This is a genomic window from Paraglaciecola sp. MB-3u-78 (assembly GCF_002835935.1).
Lineage (GTDB): Bacteria > Pseudomonadota > Gammaproteobacteria > Enterobacterales > Alteromonadaceae > Paraglaciecola.
The window spans coordinates 283,051-300,571 of the sequence record NZ_PJCF01000086.1 but is presented as its reverse complement, the minus strand read 5'-3'; the positions used below and the strand labels follow the sequence as shown (position 1 = coordinate 300,571).

The following is a 17,521-nucleotide window of genomic DNA, read 5'->3' as shown; positions in this document are numbered from 1 at the left end:
CAAATAATTCACTTTTATACCAAGTTACCTAGTTTACCTAGTCAGCCTGTTTACGCAGAAATGCTGGAATATCCAAATATTCCAAATCATTTCCTTGTACCGCTTTTTCTTCGCTAGCTACGGCTTTTGAAGTTTCTGGCATCACGCTCGCACTCGGCATCACGTGTGATCCATTTGCCTGCAATTTGAACTCATTACTGTCAGCATTCACTTTACTCACTCGATTAGAAACCAATGAAATATCAGGTTTCTTTTCAGCGCCAATTCCTGTTGCCACAACCGTAACGCGCAACTCGTCAGTCATATCCATATCGATTACGGTACCCACTACCACTGTGGCGTTTTCAGATGCAAATGCTTTAACCGCGTTACCCACTATTTCAAACTCATCAATAGAGAAATCAGGGCCAGCAGTAATATTAACTAAAATACCTCTAGCACCAGACAAGTCGATATCTTCTAAAAGAGGACAAGCAATGGCACTTTCTGAGGCTTCTTCTGCACGGTCTTCACCGGATGCAGTGCCGTGGCCCATCATTGCTGTACCCATTTCTGACATAACGGTTCTTACATCTGCAAAATCCACGTTAATCAAACCAGGACGTGTAATCAGTTCTGCAATACCTTGTACCGCACCACTTAAAATATCGTTAGCGGCACTGAAAGCTTTTAGTAATGGTGTACCTTTACCCATCACTTTGAGTAATTTTTCATTAGGGATAGTGATCAATGAATCGACGTATTTAGATAACTCTTCAATGCCCTGCTCAGCAAAATCTGTACGTTTTCGACCTTCAAACGGGAAAGGTTTAGTGACAACTGCCACAGTCAAAATCCCCAATTCTTTGGCTACTTTGGCTACTTCTGGCGCCGCTCCTGTACCTGTACCACCTCCCATACCGGCAGTTATAAATACCATATCTGCGCCTTCAAGGGCCTGACGTATGGTTTCTCTGTCTTCTTCTGCAGCTTGGCGGCCGATATTAGGATTAGCACCTGCACCTAAACCTTTAGTCACACCAGAACCAATTTGCAATGTCACGTTTGCAGAGGAACTGCGCAACACCTGGGCATCGGTATTGATGGCAATAAATTCTACACCTTCAATATTCTGTGCCACCATGTGCTCTATTGCATTACCGCCACCGCCACCAACTCCAATCACCTTAATTACAGCTTCTTCGTTGTGACTATCCATTAACTCAAACATTTTTACTCTCCGGTTTGTACATAAAAGCAGTCAGGAATTCGTCCTTGCCTGCTGCCCATTATTTATCGTTTAATACTTTTTGTTTAATACTTTTTATTTAAAGACCAACTCTCAAAAATCACATCTTAAAACTCACCTTTAAACCAACTTTGAATGCGTTGCCACACACCCTCACTTGCCTTGTTTTTCATGGCAAGCTGGCTTATGACATGCTCTTTTCCGTATTGCAGTAGACCTACAGCTGTAGCAAATTTTGCATCTTCTACATATTCAGATAAACCTTTCATTCCTAAGGGTTCACCAACACGAACTGGCATTTGAAAAATTTCTTCAGCGAATTCAACTGCCCCTTCCATTTTAGCCGTCCCGCCGGTTAAGACTATGCCAGCTGCAATTTGCTCTTCTAATCCACTGGCACGGATTTCATCATGTACCAGTTCAAACAGTTCTTGATAACGAGGCTCAATCACCTCTGCTAATGTATGTCTTGACATCGCTCTAGATGGCCTACCACCGACACTGTGTACTTCGATATTTTCTTCCATGCTGACCATATCTTTTAAGGCACAGGCATGTTTAATTTTTATCTCTTCTGCATGACTAATAGGTGTTCGGAATATCTTCGCAATATCACTAGTGATTTGATTACCCGCAGCTGGGATAACAGCAGTATGTCGTATTGCGCCATCGGTGTAGATCACCACATCAATGGTACCGCCACCGATATCGACCACACACACACCTAATTCTTTCTCATCATCCGTTAATACCGCATAACTAGAAGCCAGAGCCGAAAAAATCAGTTGGTCAGCAGTTAATTCACAGCGCTCGACACACTTAACCAAATTTTTAGCCATATCGTCAGCACAGGTAATAATATGCGCTTGGGCTTCCATCCTAACGCCTGACATACCGATAGGGTTTTTAATGCCTTCTTGTACGTCAATCGTAAATTCTTGAGGCAATACATGTAACAAACGACGTTCAGCAGCAATGGGTACAGACCGCGCAGCGTGAACCACATTGTCTACATCTTCCTGAGTCACTTCCTGGTTATTGATGGGTACCATGCCACTTTCGTTCTGACATTTTACGTGACGCCCCGAAATCGCCATAAACACAGAAGATACGCTGCAGTCTGCCATCAGTTCCATTTCGTGCACCGCACGTTTAACTGATTGCACCACAAGATTAAGGTCGTTTACTCCCCCTTTATCCATGCCTTTTGACGCATGAGTACCTACACCCACAATGCTAATAGAGTTGTCATTTAATAACTCACCAACAACGGCTTTAACATTACTGGTGCCTATATCTAAGCCAACAATTAGCTTTCTTTCTGTACCCTTAGACATATATCCCAACTCTCAAACTCATCACACTCATCACACTCATCACACTCACGTTAATTTATTCTCTTATTATTTAGTTTTAATGTTGCTTGGATTTATGCTGCTTTCTCAATGGATTTCCAGCCTACAGCTAAGCCTGTGTCATATCGCAAGTCTACATAATCCACTTGTCTGTCTTGTTGTAAGATAAGTGGTAATAAATCCACAAATCGCTGTAATCGGTCAACAAATTCAGTGCGCCCTAAATTCAATTTAATGCCGTTGTTTAACTCAACATTCCAAGCAAAACGTTCGCTTAAAAACAATTCCACTATGTACAAATTGGATGTTTCTAATAATGACTGCATATTACGGTAACCCTGCAGTGCTGTTTGCTCACTTCCACCTGGTCCATATAAATTAGGCAGCGTTATTTTCGAATTTAGATCGGCGCTACTAATTCGCGCATCAAATGCGTCACCATATTGATTAAGCAACATATCGCCGTTCCAAATAGCAGAAGGCTGTTGTTCAACCACAAAAATTTCTAAGCCACTAGGCCAACGTTTCCGAACCGACGCTCGATACACCCATGGCATAGCTTCAACTGCTTGATGGGTTTGGTTAACATCTAACTCAAAAAAACTGCCGGGCTGTGTGCGTTTTATCAACATTTCAATATTCTTATCATTGATAAAAGTGAGTTCACCTGAAACCACAATATCCTGTACTGGCGCCTGTTGCTCATCTTCTAGCCAAATATTAAGTTCGACGACAGCAAAAGCCAATAAACCCAACAAACAAAGCAAAAACGTCAATCCCATCAATAAATGAACGTTTTTACGAAGCTTCTGTAATGCGGGCAATTGGCTCATCCATTCACCTCACAACATCAGCTGTTGCAAGCACAGACAAAGACAACTCAGCAAAACTTAAGCCTGCCTTTTTGGCTGCCATTGGCAATAAACTTTTTTCCGTCATACCTGGCACTGTGTTCGCTTCTAACAAATAAAAGCGACCTAGCTTATCCTGCATAAAATCGACACGTCCCCAACCTGAACCGGCCAACGCATCAAATGCTTCAAGGGCTAATTCACCCAGCATAGTTTCTAGGGTATCGGTCAAGCCGCTTGGACAACTATATACTGTGCTATCGGCTTGGTATTTTGCCGCATAATCATAAAAAACCCGGGGGGTGGACATACTAATAGATGGCAACGCTTTGCCATTGAGTATGCTAACGGTATATTCAGAACCATGAATGAATTGCTCTATCAAGACTTTATCATCGTATTTAAACGCGTCTTGAATGGCTATTTCTAGTTGTAGCGCACTATTCACTTTGGCCATACCTATGCTGGACCCCTCCTGCGCAGGTTTGACCATTACCTCATTCCCCAAGTCCGCCATTATAGCCCCGCATGATCCTGCATCAAAGCTTCTTTTATCAGCTATTTTATAATTGGCTGTAGGCAGTCCTAAACTTTGCCAAACCTGCTTACTACGAATTTTATCCATACACAACGCAGAGCCCAATACACCGGTTCCAGAATACGGTAAATTAAGTTGCTGCAATGCCCCCTGGAGTGAACCATCTTCACCACCTCGACCATGTAACATAATCAACACATGCTCATATTTTTCAGACAACAACTGAGTTAAAGGTTGCTCAGCAGGGTCAAAAGCGTGGGCATCAATCCCCATATCAAGCAACCCACACAATACGGCTTTGCCAGAATTAAGAGACACCTCTCTTTCAGCCGAGTTACCGCCAAACATTACGGCGACTTTTCCATAGTGACTAGGATTAGTATTAGGCTCAAGGTTAGTGGATGTTAATTGCTGCTCACTCACGGCTCTAACCCTTTACTTAGTATTTCGGGTTCTAATTTGCTTGTTTGTAAAAACTTGGCAATTTGCCCTATGTTGCCTGCACCTTGAGTCAAAACAATATCTTGATCATTAAGGCTTTCAGATAGCAATTTTGGTAGTTCAGTAATGTTTGACACATAAATCGGCTCGAGTTGTCCACGCTGACGAATTGAACGACATAAAGAGCGGCTATCCGCACCATCTATCGGGTCTTCACCTGCCGAATACACTTCGAGTAACAACAGCACATCTACCTGCGACAGCACTTTGACAAAGTCTTCATACAAGTCTCGGGTTCGCGTAAAACGGTGAGGCTGATAGGCCATGACTAAACGTCTATCTGGCCAGTTATTTCTGGCTACGGCGATAGTTGCTGCAACTTCTGTTGGATGATGTCCATAATCATCTATCAAAATAGCTTGTCCTTTAGACGTGGCATAGTCACCCAGAAACTCAAAGCGTCGGCCAATACCTGAAAATTCAGCCAACGCCTTCACTATATATTTATCATCTAGTCCTTCATCACTTGCAACTGCAATAGCTGCCAAAGAATTCAGCACATTATGTTGCCCTGGAAGATTAACTGTGACGGCCAGTGGTGGTAAGTTTTCCCGCATCACATCAAAAGAACTTTTATTAAAGCCTAATTGAATGTTTACCCCACGCACATCAGCTTGCTCAGATACACCATAGGTTAGGTATTTACGACCTACCCGCGGTAACAACTTTTGGATAACAGGATCATCAATACACAATACAGCTAAGCCATAGAAAGGTAAGTTATGCAGGAAATCAATATAGGTGTCCTGCATCTTCTGAAAATCACCTTGATAGGTTTCCATATGATCTGCTTCGATGTTTGTAACAACAGACACCATAGGTTGCAGATGCACAAAAGACGCGTCGCTTTCATCAGCTTCGGCAATGAGATATTGACTATCACCTAATCTGGCATTGGTTCCTGCGCTGTTTAACAGGCCCCCAATCACAAAAGTAGGATCGAGTTTAGCCTCAGCAAAAATAGTTGAAATTAAACTAGTAGTAGTCGTTTTACCGTGTGTTCCAGCTATAGCAATTCCATAGCGAAAACGCATTAATTCGGCTAACATTTCCGCGCGGCGTATCACAGGAATACGCTTCTCAATAGCAGCGTTGATTTCAGGATTAGTATTGTCAATGGCGCTAGAGACTACTACCACGTTTGCTAGCTCAATATTACTCGCAAGATGACCAAAATAGATGGTTGCGCCTAAATTCTGTAATCTTTGGGTCATGCCATTTGCCTGGCGATCAGAGCCAGAAATATTATAACCTTCATTAAGCAATACTTCGGCGATGCCACCCATGCCCGCACCACCAATTCCCACAAAATGAATATGCTTAATCCTACGCATCTCAGGCACATGGAAATGGGTTGGGGTTTCTATCTTCATTCTTCTCGCTCGCTTAATTTAATACAATAATGGGCGACTTCTTTAGCGGCATTTAAACGGGCAACAGTCTTAGCACGCTTGCCCATTTCTATAAGTGTATTTGGTGACTGCAGATATTTTTCAAGCAGTGTGCATAACTTCTGAGCTGTTAACTCACTTTGAGGTAACAAATCTGCTGCTTGTAACTCGACTAAAGTTTGTGCATTTTTTGTTTGATGATCGTCTACCGCATAGGGTAAGGGTACAAATATTGCCGGTACGCCCGCTGCAGAAACTTCAGCTACTGTTAACGCCCCCGCTCGGCAAATGACAACGTCAGCCCAAGCATAGGCTGCAGGAATATCATCAATAAACTCGGTAACCTGATACAAGTCTGCTGCAATAGCTTGCTGTGAATAAGCCTCTTGTACTTTTGCTAAATGCCCTGCTCCAGTTTGATGGCAAACCTGTATCTGTTTAATAGTAGCCAGTGACAAAGGCACAGTTTCATTTAACACTTGCGCACCTAAGCTCCCTCCCACCACAAGCAGGTTAAGAGGTAAATCAATGGTATTTTTTTCCGGTAGTTGTGCAAACTCTCTCCGGACGGGATTACCAACCCAGGCATATTTATTATTGTGGTTTAACTTTTGCTCTGGGAACGTTTTATCAAACCCTGTCAGCACTTTTTTAGCGAGCCGCGACAAGAGTTTATTCGTCAGACCAGGTACCGCATTTTGCTCATGTAAGATTAAAGGTAATCGATTCAACCAAGCAGCAACGCCGCCCGGTCCACTTGCGAAACCACCCATGCCAATCACCACATCAGGTTGAAATTGTTTAATCACCTTATGGGCTTGGATAATTGCTTTAATTATTTTAAAGGGTGCCAGTAACAAAGTACCTATGCCATTTTTACGCACCCCAACTACATCAATAAAACTGATGGGATAACCTGCTTGCGGAACAATCTGAGCTTCCATACGACCTGCTATGCCCAGCCAATGAATTTGCCAGTTTTGAGCAACCAGTTCAGAAGCAACGGCTAAACCTGGGAAAACATGGCCACCAGTACCGCCAGCCATGACAAGTAAACGTTTAGTCATGTTGTCCTCCAGCTTTCGCACTGCCAGATGGCTCTATTTGCGCCTCTTCAATCACGTCCTCGATAACAGTGCTGACTTTTTGCTTGGCTTTTCTGATCAATGTTCTTTTTTTGCCTTTAGCCACACCTGATTTATTAATAGCTTGAATACCATCTACGCGCATTTCAAAATCGATGCGTACTAAAATGGCTACCGCTATTGACATAATGATTAAACTTGAGCCACCGTAACTTAGTAAAGGAAAGGTTAATCCTTTAGTGGGTAAAACACCTGAACTGGCACCCACATTGACAGCCGTTTGTAAGCTGAACCATATACCAATAGAATAAGCTAAATAAGCTTCAAAGGGGCGTTCTTTGCGTAACGCTAAATTACCCATTTTCATGGCTTTCATCACGATGACGAGCATGATAATCAAGACCGTCAAAACGCCTGAAAAACCTAATTCTTCGGCTAAAATCGCCATGATAAAATCGGTGTGAGCTTCAGGTAAATATTCGAGTTTTTGTAAACTATTGCCTAAACCTTGACCAAATATATCACCACGACCATATGCCATCAGTGATTGAGTCAACTGATAACCGCTACCAAAAGGGTCGGCCCATGGATCGAGGAAAGAAGTAATACGCCGAACTCGATATTCTTCAAAAACGATAAGTAACACCACCGCCAAAGTGCCCGCAATGGCCAAGCTGAAAAACTGCCAAAGTTTTGCACCTGCCAAAAACAACAAACCAATAGTAGTGAATAACATGACCACTACCGTGCCTAAGTCTGGTTGTAATAGAAGTAATGTAGCAAGGGCAAAAAACACCACTAAAGGTTTAATAAATCCTTTTATATTCTCAGTCACTTCTTCATGTCGGCGGACTAAATAACCCGCTAAATAACAAAAGAAAAACAACTTGGCGGGTTCTGCAGCTTGGATCGTGATTGGCCCAATAACCAACCAACGAGTGCTGCCATTAACGCTGCGACCTATTACCAATACGGCAATCAATAAAACCACAGTCAAGAGCAACAACCAAACATTACTCATACGCCACCAGCGCATAGGTATTTGCATCACGATTAGAGCTGAAATCATCGCCAAAACAACATAAATGCCATGGCGAATAGCAAAGTGAAACGGATTACCAAACAGCCTATCCGCGACCGGCATTGAGGCTGAAGTCACCACCACCAACCCTATTGATAATAAAGCAATCGCCAAGAGTACTAGTGTGTGATCATATGGCTGAATATCGGCTTTAATAGGCGCTTGAGTTTTGTCATGCTTAGACATAAAGAGTTGTTTAAGAGAGCTAACTTTGTTTTCAGTTATCGTACTCATGCTGCTAGCGCCTGAACAGCTTGGGCAAAACAGTCGCCCCGCTGCTGGTAACTAACAAACATGTCTAAACTGGCGCAAGCTGGTGAGAGCATCACAATATCACCAGCCCTGCTATGTTTAGCTGCCACCAAAACGGCCTCTTCGATGGTCTGTACTTTTACGTTATTTGAGTGCAAGCGGGCAATTTTATCACCGTCTTTACCAAGGGTTATGAGCAGGCCAACAGATTGAGTTAAACACTCGGCCATCACAGAGAAGTCAGCCCCTTTGCCTTCGCCACCGGCAATCAATATTAACTTGCCGTTAATATGACTTGCCAGACCATTAATTGCAGCCAAAGTGGCCCCAACATTGGTGGCTTTAGAATCATTGATCCAGCGTACATTATTGAACATTGATACGGTTTGGCATCTATGGGGCAAGCCGCCAAATTGTTGAGCGCCTTGTCGAATACTAGCATCGTCTATGCCGAATACTTTAGCCAAGGCGGCAGCAGCTTGAATGTTTAACATGTTATGGGCGCCAACCAATAAACAACGCTTACTATCCAAGAATATCTTGCCGTCTAACAAGATACAGGTGTTGTCATTATCCCAAGAAAAACCCGAGTTACTTTGGGATAACCCATAACTCATGGACGCATTTTTGTTGACGGGATAACACAAATCATCATCTCGATTACAGACAATAAACTCGCAGTTTTTATACACGCTAAGTTTAATTTGTTGGTAACGCGCCAAGTCACCATGGCGGTCTAAGTGATCTGCGGTAATGTTTAATACCGTGGCCACTAGTGGCATCAAAGAATAGGTGGTTTCTAGTTGAAAACTAGACAATTCGAGCACAATGACATCGGCCGATTGCCCTAATAAATCCAAAGCAGGCACACCAATATTGCCACCCATCAATACCTTTTTACCTGCAGATTTACACATCTCAGTCACTAAGTGGGTGACTGTCGATTTACCATTTGAGCCGGTAATAGCGATAACCGGACAGGTATTAAACTGTGCAAATAACTCAATATCACCAATCACGCGCACACCCGATTCAATAGCTTGTTGAATCGCCGGAGTATTGAGATCAACTCCGGGACTCAGCACTATCAAATCAGCTAGAGATAACTTGTTTGTATCAAACTCACCTAATAACAATGGCACATCTAAGCTAAGTGTTAATTCACTGCGGCTATCCATGGCAATCACCTTGGCGCCTTTAGTCAATAAAAATCGCACGCAGGATAAGCCCGTAAGACCCATGCCTACTACAACGATACTTTTATTAGCTAAAGTTAATTTCTTCACTTTCTATTTATGCTCCTTTAACGCAATTTCAAAGTGGCTAATCCCACCAACACTAACATCAAAGAAATAATCCAAAAACGCACAATAACGCGGGGTTCGGGCCAGCCTTTTAATTCATAGTGATGGTGTATTGGCGCCATCCTAAAAATACGTTTACCACGTAATTTGAATGACCCGACTTGCAAAATAACCGACAACGTTTCGACCACAAAAATACCGCCCATAATAAACAAAACGATTTCTTGGCGAACCAATACCGCTAGAACACCCAATGTTCCACCTAATGCCAAAGAGCCAACATCACCCATAAACACTTGAGCCGGATAAGTGTTAAACCACAAGAACCCTAAACCAGCACCGACTATAGCCGTGCACACAATGACTAACTCACTGGTAAGTGGTAGATAAGGTATATGCAGATAAGCAGAGAAATTGATGTTGCCTGTCACATAAGCAAATATGGCAAAAGCGCCTGCAACTAGGATAACGGGTACGATTGCAAGTCCATCCAAACCGTCAGTCAAGTTCACTGCGTTACTTGTGCCAACAATGACGAAGTATGTCACCACCATAAATAACATACCCATTTGCGGCATAACGTCTTTAAAAAATGGGACTAACAAAGCTGTTTCAGCCGGATTTTGTTGACTAGAATATAAGTAAAACGCGACGGCAATGGCAATCACAGACTGCCAAAAATACTTCCAGCGAGCGATTAACCCTTTAGCATCTTTACGAATAACTTTTCGATAATCATCAACAAAACCAATCACCCCGAAACTCACCAAAACAAATAAGGTGATCCACACATATCTATTGGTTAAATCAGCCCATAACAGCACGCTTAAGACAATCGCAGCCAAAATTAATAATCCACCCATAGTGGGGGTGCCTGATTTCGCCAAATGGGATTCCGGACCATCATCCCGTATAGTTTGGCCAATTTGCATACGCTGCAACCAACGGATCATTTTAGGGCCAATAATCACAGCAATAAGCAATGCGGTTAGGGTACTTAAGATAGCGCGCAAGGTTAAATACGAAAAGACTCGAAAGCTCGTATCAAACTGCTGTAGCCAATCGGCTAACCAAATCAGCATGCAATTCGCTCCCTAAAGCGTTCAAGCTTTCCCAATGGGGATCCCTCCAAGGCTTTGACTACTAATTCCATTTTTGCACTACGAGAACCTTTAACCAAAATACTGACATCACATTTTTCTGGCAATGTTTGTTGGTTAATAAATTCAACCAACTGCTCTAAACGACTAAAATGGCGACCGTTATCGGCAAACACATCACTCGCACTTTGACTTAACACACCCAAGGTATACAGATGATCGATACCTTTTTGCTTGGCATACTCACCGACTTGCTCGTGGTAATAGCGCGCTTTTTCACCCAGTTCTGCCATATCTCCAAGCACCAGAATTTTTCTTCCAGCAAAGCTAGACAACAAGTCGATTGCAGCATTCACCGAACCTACATTTGCATTGTAAGTATCATCCAAAATTTTCACTTGATTCGTCAGTTGTTTGACATGTAAACGCCCCGCAACATGGGGCATAACGCGCAAACCATCGCGAATATCTTCTAAAGTTGCTCCCACGTGCAAAGCCAACGATGCAGAAACAACAGCATTACTCACATTGTGTTCACCGGGCAAAGATAAACTAATAGAGATCCGCCCTTTAGGCGTGACTAATTCAAATTGCGCGCAGCCGTCCAAACCAAGAATAATATCTTCTGCATATACATCTGCTTGTTTTTTAGCCGAGAAGGTTTGTACGTTATTGTACTTAAGTTTACCCACCCAATAATCTGCAAACTGACTATCTGCGTTGACTACTGCTAAACCTTCGTTCTCAGTTAAACCTTTAAAAATTTCACTTTTTGCTCTTGCAACCCCAAGCAAACTGCCAAAGCCTTCTAAGTGCGCGGCAGCGGCGTTAACAATAGTGGCGACATCAGGCTTAACTAAATTAGTGGTATAGGCAATTTCACCTAGATGATTGGCACCCATCTCAATGACCGCAAATTCATGTTGCTGCTCTAGTCTAAGCAACGTCATTGGCACACCTAAGTCATTATTAAAATTACCTTTAGTCGCCAGCACTTTACCCCGACGAGATAAGATGGCCGCCACCATTTCCTTAACGGTTGTTTTACCACTACTACCCGTAATACCTACAGTTTTTGGTGCAACTTTGGCTTTTACCGCCGCCCCCAATAAACCCAGTGCCAGCGTGGTATCTTCCACCAAAATATAAGGAAGCTGGGTTTCGACTTTGCGTGATAAAATCAACGCAATAGCCCCTTTTTCTTCAGCTTGTTGCACAAACTTATGCCCATCAAAGTTTGGGCCTTCTAGTGCCAAAAACAAATCAGTAGGTAAAAGACTTCTGGTATCCGTGCTGACACCTTCGATGATCAAACCCTGCTTTTGCTGAGCTATTAGTTGCCCATTAACCTGTTCTGCCACCCAGGATAGTGAAACCGGGATCATACTGTTTTCCCCTCTTGAAAAAGCGCAACAAACTGGCGTTCATCATAAGCCAGGGTTTGACACCCTATAATTTGATAATTTTCATGGCCTTTACCCGCGACTAAGATAATGTCGCCTGCAGAAGCCTGCTTAGCCGCGGCCATGATCGCCGTTTTTCGTTCATGTTCTACGAGAACCTGCTCAGGATTTATACAGCCACTTAAGATGTCTTGAATGATGTCTTGAGGGTTTTCACTACGCACATTGTCATCGGTTAAAATGACGTGGTCTGACAATCTTTCAGCGATTTCGCCCATCAACGAACGTTTACCCACATCACGATCGCCACCACAACCAAATACACAAAATAATTTTCCATGACAATGTTGTTTTGTGGCTAACAAGGCTTTTTCGAGGGCGTCTGGCGTGTGGGCATAATCCACCACTATGGTTGCGTGACCTTGGCGCTTATACAGCTCCATTCTTCCAGCCACAGGTTTCAGCTTCTGCACGATGTATGCAATCTGCTTCAGGTTTTTACCCAAACATAATTGGCTACAGATAGCAGCTAATACGTTGGCCACGTTGAATTCAGCCAATAACGAAATTCGTAGCTCGCAGTCTCCCCAAGAAGAATGCAATGACAGAGCAATTCCCTCGCCGGTAAATCGCACATTATTCGCCACACAGTATTGATACTCAACGGGCATGTCAGTGGCATTAACATTCTGCCCGTACAGTACAACAGAGGTTGTTTTGGGTATATTCGCCAACCAGTTTTTATGCTCAGGATCATTAACGTTTATTATTGCGTAAGCCAATTCTGGCTGCGACAACAAAAGCCTTTTTGCCAATCCGTATTCGGCCATTGAGCCATGATAATCAAGATGATCACGGCTTAGATTGGTAAAAATCGCAATATCGGTTTTAACAGCTTTAATGCGATTTTGTACTAGGGCATGTGACGACGCTTCTAATGCGACTTGAAATGCGCCTTCTTCGACAAATTCAGCCAACAGGCGTTGCATACTGATAGCATCAGGTGTGGTGTTTACGTTGTTGTGTAACGCTTGCGAGTCACCAAGCGGTGAATACATACCGGCACCTAAGGTGCCGATAGAAGCAGAGCGCTCCCCCATCAAATATGCTAATTGACTGGTTAATTGTACGGTAGACGTTTTACCATTGGTGCCGGTCACTGCAATCACAGACATTGAATTTGCCGGAAATTGATAAAAATACCCAGCTAATTCTGAAAGCTTTTCGGATAGTTGATAGAAAGACACAATGACGCTTTGCTCACGCATTTCTACATGACCATGACTCAGCATATCGTCACATTGTGCCACTATCACTTTGGCACCTAAACTGACCGCTTGAGGAATAAAATCTCGTCCATCCAAGGTGTGTCCATCAATGGCCACAAATGCTTTGTGAATTGCAACATCTCTGCTATCTAAGACCAAATCTCTGATCATTATATCGGGTGCATCAATGTCAAAATGCGCCAACAACGGCTTGATACTCTGATCAAACGCTTCAGGAAATTGTTTATTAATACTGACCATATCAGCCTGCATTTGCAGCCTCCTTGTTCACATCAACTGAGGTTCCTGCTAATGATGAAACGGTTTTATCATCGGGTGGTACATTCAGCATCTGTAAACTAGCGGCCATAATTTTAGCAAAAACAGGTGCGGCGGTTAGCCCTGCATAATAGAGTTCACCTTTAGGCTCATTGATTAAAATAACCACAGCCAACTGTGGGTCTGAGACAGGCGCAACGCCAGCAAAGATATTCACATATTCATCACCGTAACCATTGGCATTTGCCTTACGACTGGTGCCTGTTTTACCCGCCACGCGATAACCGGGAACACTGGCCTTTTCTGCAGAGCCGCCTTCTTTCAATACACTTTCCATCATGTGTAATACTTGTTTCGTGGAATTTGCGCTGATAACCCTTTCGCTCTCAACAGGTTTATCAGGTTTTACAATGCTAAGTGGACGTTTGATACCACCATCACCTAAAATGCTATACATTTTTGCAAGCTGCAAAGCTGTCACTGAGATACCGTACCCAAAAGAAAGCGTGGATAATTCGAAGTCTGACCAACGATGCCTATTATTAAAAATACCGCTGCTTTCCCCAAGTAAATTGGCGCCGCTATCACTCATCAAGCCAACGTTGTAATACATATCCAGCAAAAATTCTTTAGGTACTGACAAAGCCAACTTTGAGATACCCATATTGCTGGACTTTCGAATAATTTGAGTTAAATCAATTTCACCATAATTTCTAGGGTCTCTGACAATATTACCGCCTAGATGCATCCAACCTGGCGAGGTATCAATCAAGGAGTCTGCTTTTGCAGTTCCAAATTCTAATGCACTTAACACTGCCAGAGGCTTGACTGATGAACCGGGTTCGTATGCATCGGTCACTGCGCGATTGCGAATTCTGTGTGCAGATACTCCCGATCTGTTATTGGGGTTGTAAGAAGGGCTATTAACAAGGGCAAGAATCTCACCGGTGTTAACCGCCACGACCACAGCCGAGCCAGACGTCGCTTTGTAATATTGAACTGCCTGCTTTAATTCTTTATAAGCTAAAGCTTGAATGCGTTGATCGATGGTTAATTGAATATTTTGAGACTTTTTGCCTGCTTCAGATTCAATCAGCTCAACCATTCGGCCTTTCCCGTCACGACGAATTTTTCGTGAGCCTTGGGTACCAGCCAACCATTTGTTGTATAACTTTTCGACCCCTTCGATGCCAGTATCGTCAACGTTCGTAAAACCGACTACGTGCGCTGATACCTCACCACTTGGATAATAACGTCTGGATTCATCACGTAGATATATTCCGGCTATCTTGAGTTCTTCAACATATTCGGCCATTGCCGGTGAAACCTGACGCTGCAGGTACACAAAACGCCTTTCTGGATCACCGACTTTCTCTTTAAGCTCATCTAAATTTTGGCCTAAGACTTCAGCCAATGCTTGCCATCGCTTGCTATTTTCGTTCTGCTTAGCCTGCAAATCGAAGCTAGGATCTTCCTTAGCTTTTTCCTCAGTTTCTTGTATGGATTGGGCAATGGCTTTGGGATCGGCCCAGATTGCTCGAACTGGCACGCTGACCGCCAACTGCTGACCATTTCGGTCAACAATCAATCCTCGATGCAAAGGATTAACACGGGTCCGCATAGTGCGGTTATCACCTTGTTGTATTAATAAATCGGGTGATACAACTTGTATATAAGCTGCGCGAACGCCAAGGCCAATAAACACCATTAAAATTGCAGTTACCACCACAACGAAACGCCAATGTAATAAACTCGGAGCACTATTCACTTTTGCTTGACTGGTTCTGCTTTTATTTTTTGAATTAGCGCTAACTCGACTCATTTTATCCTCACTACCACTTCATCGCTGGGTAAGGGACGGTGCATGTTGAGCTGACTTGTAACGAGTGCCTCAATACGGTTATGTTCAGTTAAAGCGCTTTGTTCAAGCACTAAATTACGCCACTCCACATCCAGCTGATCTTTCTCTTGCATCAAGCGTTCGATGGCTATGGACATTTGCCTATTATGGTGAGCACTGAGTATCACTAACCCAGCGCTAACTAAGAGTGCTAGAAACAACAAAACCCGCACTGGATGGCGGGTTAAATCAGCAGCAACAAAACTGAATAGATTAAAGTGGGTGTTAGGGGCACTCATAGCTTTTCGGCCACTCTTAACACCGAACTTCGTGCCCGGATATTTCTTTTTAATTCATCAGCCGATGGTTTAATCGCTTTGCCAATAGGTTTCATCGCTTTCGCGGCGTCTATTTCAACCTGCAGAATAGGCATGCCATGGGGTACATTTAAACCGCGACTTTGCTCACGTATAAAACGTTTGACTAAGCGGTCTTCCAAAGAATGAAAACTGATAACGGTTAAACGCCCTTGTGGCGCTAACGTAGCCAAAGCCGCTTTTAAGCCAGTTTTGATTTCGTCTAATTCGCTGTTTACATAGATACGTATAGCTTGGAAGCTGCGGGTAGCAGGATGTTTGTATTTGTCTTTAACCGGCACCGCCAAATCAATAATCTCAGCCAATTGAGTCGTATCGGTTATGGGCGCAATTTGACGCGCATTCACAATACCGTGAGCAATACGTTTACCAAATTTTTCTTCACCAAACTCTTTAATAACTTGGGTGATATCTTGTTCTTCAGCAACGGCTAACCAATCTGCAGCACTGACACCTCTGGTGATATCCATTCGCATATCTAGAGGGCCGTTACGCATAAAACTAAAACCACGATCAGCATCATCCAGCTGGGGTGAAGACACCCCAAGATCCATTAAAATCCCATCAATCTTGCCTATTAAACCTAGCTCTTCGGCTACCGCTTGTAATTCAGAAAAAGGGCGATGATGAATAGAGAAACGGGGATCGTCTGCTAGGGATTTTGCCGCTTCAATGGCACTAAGATCACGGTCAATCGCAATGAGTTGACCCTTAGGTGATAAGGCTTTTAATATTTGCCTAGAGTGACCGCCGCGTCCAAATGTGGCATCCATATAGATGCCATCAGGCTTGATAGCTAGGCCATCGATAGACTCCTGCAGTAATACCGCTAGATGTGAAAAATCGTTTTCCATTAAAGTGAGAAATCCTGAAGTCGCTCTGTCAATTCAAAATTAGCTTCTTGTTCAGTTGCTACATCTAAATTGATTTGTTGTTGCCATACGTCCGCATCCCAGATTTCAAATTTATTGAACTGGCCAACTAACATAATTTGTTTATCAAGCTTGGCATGTTGGCGCAAAGGTGCGCCTAATAAAAACCGCCCATTTTTGTCCATATCTCCTTCACTGGCATACCCCAACAATAAACGCTGCATTCTACGTTCATGTGGATTCATACTAGAAAGACGGCTTAATTTAAGTTCAATTTCTTCCCATTCGGGAAGCGGGTAAAGCAGCAGACAAGGTTGTTGCGTGTCGATAGTACACACCAGTTGTCCCTGACAATCATCCAGCAAGGACTGCCTATACCTTGTAGGTATAGTCACTCGACCTTTAACATCTAGATTGATTGCATTAGCGCCGCGGAACATTATTCCCCTAACCTTTTTTATTTTTATCTATCGAAAATTAACTAGTAAACACAACACTTCACAAAATCTGATCTTATTCTTTTATGTTTTTTTGGGATTATCTCACCCGTCAGATCCACTTTATGCCACTTTTACCCACAATAGACAGTTTAGGTACCACCCGTCTATCATGTCAAGGACTAAAAGTTGCAATTCGATGGGTTTCTAGGGGTTGTCATCACTGGTTTTATAGAAGTGTCTGAATTAGCAGAAAAAACCCACAGACTGGCGCAATTTGGTAACGGTCAAAAGAATAGGTTTATAGTTTATTATTCGTAGGTGATATGGGTATATAAGCGCAATAAAAACCAACCAAA

15 protein-coding genes are annotated in these 17,521 nt (G+C 43.1%); all 15 read right to left on the bottom strand.

All coding sequences use genetic code 11. From position 1 onward, the window contains the following. Positions 1-37 precede the first annotated feature (37 nt). Positions 38-1,210 (bottom strand): cell division protein FtsZ, encoded by a 1,173-nt coding sequence (ftsZ, locus tag CXF95_RS27650; protein WP_101201619.1) that lies wholly within the window; start codon positions 1,208-1,210, stop codon positions 38-40. Positions 1,211-1,335: 125 nt separating this feature from the next. Next, positions 1,336-2,565 (bottom strand): cell division protein FtsA, encoded by a 1,230-nt coding sequence (gene ftsA, locus CXF95_RS27645; RefSeq protein WP_101201618.1) that lies wholly within the window; start codon positions 2,563-2,565, stop codon positions 1,336-1,338. Between the two features lie 92 nt (positions 2,566-2,657). After that, positions 2,658-3,416, bottom strand: a complete 759-nt coding sequence (locus tag CXF95_RS27640) for a cell division protein FtsQ/DivIB (protein WP_101201617.1) — start codon at positions 3,414-3,416, stop codon at positions 2,658-2,660. 4 nt (positions 3,417-3,420) lie between these two features. Continuing rightward, positions 3,421-4,395, bottom strand: a complete 975-nt coding sequence (locus tag CXF95_RS27635; RefSeq protein ID WP_101201616.1) for a D-alanine--D-alanine ligase — start codon at positions 4,393-4,395, stop codon at positions 3,421-3,423. Beyond that, positions 4,392-5,846: a UDP-N-acetylmuramate--L-alanine ligase gene (gene murC / locus CXF95_RS27630; protein WP_101201615.1), complete on the bottom strand. Its 1,455-nt coding sequence runs from the start codon at positions 5,844-5,846 to the stop codon at positions 4,392-4,394. Before murC ends, CXF95_RS27635 begins: the two co-directional genes overlap by 4 nt. Next, positions 5,843-6,931, bottom strand: a complete 1,089-nt coding sequence (gene murG / locus CXF95_RS27625; protein ID WP_101201614.1) for an undecaprenyldiphospho-muramoylpentapeptide beta-N-acetylglucosaminyltransferase — start codon at positions 6,929-6,931, stop codon at positions 5,843-5,845. Before murG ends, murC begins: the two co-directional genes overlap by 4 nt. Further along, on the bottom strand, positions 6,924-8,264 hold the full coding sequence (gene ftsW / locus CXF95_RS27620; protein WP_101201613.1) for a cell division protein FtsW: 1,341 nt from the start codon (positions 8,262-8,264) through the stop codon (positions 6,924-6,926). The genes murG and ftsW overlap by 8 nt, the downstream gene beginning before the upstream one ends. Then, entirely contained in the window at positions 8,261-9,568 is a 1,308-nt protein-coding gene (gene murD, locus CXF95_RS27615) for a UDP-N-acetylmuramoyl-L-alanine--D-glutamate ligase (protein WP_101201612.1), read from the bottom strand. The genes ftsW and murD overlap by 4 nt, the downstream gene beginning before the upstream one ends. A 17-nt stretch (positions 9,569-9,585) precedes the next feature. Then, positions 9,586-10,668: a phospho-N-acetylmuramoyl-pentapeptide-transferase gene (gene mraY / locus CXF95_RS27610; RefSeq protein WP_101201611.1), complete on the bottom strand. Its 1,083-nt coding sequence runs from the start codon at positions 10,666-10,668 to the stop codon at positions 9,586-9,588. Continuing rightward, a complete protein-coding gene (gene murF, locus CXF95_RS27605) occupies positions 10,662-12,071 on the bottom strand; it encodes a UDP-N-acetylmuramoyl-tripeptide--D-alanyl-D-alanine ligase (RefSeq protein WP_101201610.1) in 1,410 nt (469 codons plus the stop codon). Before murF ends, mraY begins: the two co-directional genes overlap by 7 nt. After that, complete coding sequence (gene murE / locus CXF95_RS27600) at positions 12,068-13,630, bottom strand: UDP-N-acetylmuramoyl-L-alanyl-D-glutamate--2,6-diaminopimelate ligase (RefSeq protein WP_101201609.1); 1,563 nt, start codon at positions 13,628-13,630, stop codon at positions 12,068-12,070. Before murE ends, murF begins: the two co-directional genes overlap by 4 nt. Then, positions 13,620-15,458, bottom strand: coding sequence for a penicillin-binding transpeptidase domain-containing protein (locus CXF95_RS27595; protein WP_101201608.1), 1,839 nt, complete (start codon positions 15,456-15,458; stop codon positions 13,620-13,622). The genes murE and CXF95_RS27595 overlap by 11 nt, the downstream gene beginning before the upstream one ends. Further along, positions 15,455-15,775, bottom strand: coding sequence for a cell division protein FtsL (gene ftsL, locus CXF95_RS27590; protein WP_101201607.1), 321 nt, complete (start codon positions 15,773-15,775; stop codon positions 15,455-15,457). The genes CXF95_RS27595 and ftsL overlap by 4 nt, the downstream gene beginning before the upstream one ends. Further along, positions 15,772-16,707, bottom strand: coding sequence for a 16S rRNA (cytosine(1402)-N(4))-methyltransferase RsmH (rsmH, locus tag CXF95_RS27585; protein WP_101201606.1), 936 nt, complete (start codon positions 16,705-16,707; stop codon positions 15,772-15,774). Before rsmH ends, ftsL begins: the two co-directional genes overlap by 4 nt. Next, complete coding sequence (gene mraZ / locus CXF95_RS27580) at positions 16,707-17,165, bottom strand: division/cell wall cluster transcriptional repressor MraZ (protein WP_101201605.1); 459 nt, start codon at positions 17,163-17,165, stop codon at positions 16,707-16,709. Before mraZ ends, rsmH begins: the two co-directional genes overlap by 1 nt. Between the last annotated feature and the right edge of the window lie 356 nt (positions 17,166-17,521).

Excerpts from the sequence above, each read along its gene's own strand:
- rsmH (WP_101201606.1), bottom strand. The coding sequence starts at position 16,707 with ATGGAAAACGATTTTTCACATCTAGCGGTATTACTGCAGGAGTCTATC.
- murG (WP_101201614.1), bottom strand. The coding sequence starts at position 6,931 with ATGACTAAACGTTTACTTGTCATGGCTGGCGGTACTGGTGGCCATGTT.
- murF (WP_101201610.1), bottom strand. The coding sequence starts at position 12,071 with ATGATCCCGGTTTCACTATCCTGGGTGGCAGAACAGGTTAATGGGCAA.
- mraY (WP_101201611.1), bottom strand. The coding sequence starts at position 10,668 with ATGCTGATTTGGTTAGCCGATTGGCTACAGCAGTTTGATACGAGCTTT.
- ftsA (WP_101201618.1), bottom strand. The coding sequence starts at position 2,565 with ATGTCTAAGGGTACAGAAAGAAAGCTAATTGTTGGCTTAGATATAGGC.
- ftsL (WP_101201607.1), bottom strand. The coding sequence starts at position 15,775 with ATGAGTGCCCCTAACACCCACTTTAATCTATTCAGTTTTGTTGCTGCT.
- CXF95_RS27640 (WP_101201617.1), bottom strand. The coding sequence starts at position 3,416 with ATGAGCCAATTGCCCGCATTACAGAAGCTTCGTAAAAACGTTCATTTA.
- ftsW (WP_101201613.1), bottom strand. The coding sequence starts at position 8,264 with ATGAGTACGATAACTGAAAACAAAGTTAGCTCTCTTAAACAACTCTTT.
- ftsZ (WP_101201619.1), bottom strand. The coding sequence starts at position 1,210 with ATGTTTGAGTTAATGGATAGTCACAACGAAGAAGCTGTAATTAAGGTG.
- murC (WP_101201615.1), bottom strand. The coding sequence starts at position 5,846 with ATGAAGATAGAAACCCCAACCCATTTCCATGTGCCTGAGATGCGTAGG.
- CXF95_RS27595 (WP_101201608.1), bottom strand. The coding sequence starts at position 15,458 with ATGAGTCGAGTTAGCGCTAATTCAAAAAATAAAAGCAGAACCAGTCAA.
- mraZ (WP_101201605.1), bottom strand. The coding sequence starts at position 17,165 with ATGTTCCGCGGCGCTAATGCAATCAATCTAGATGTTAAAGGTCGAGTG.
- murE (WP_101201609.1), bottom strand. The coding sequence starts at position 13,630 with ATGCAGGCTGATATGGTCAGTATTAATAAACAATTTCCTGAAGCGTTT.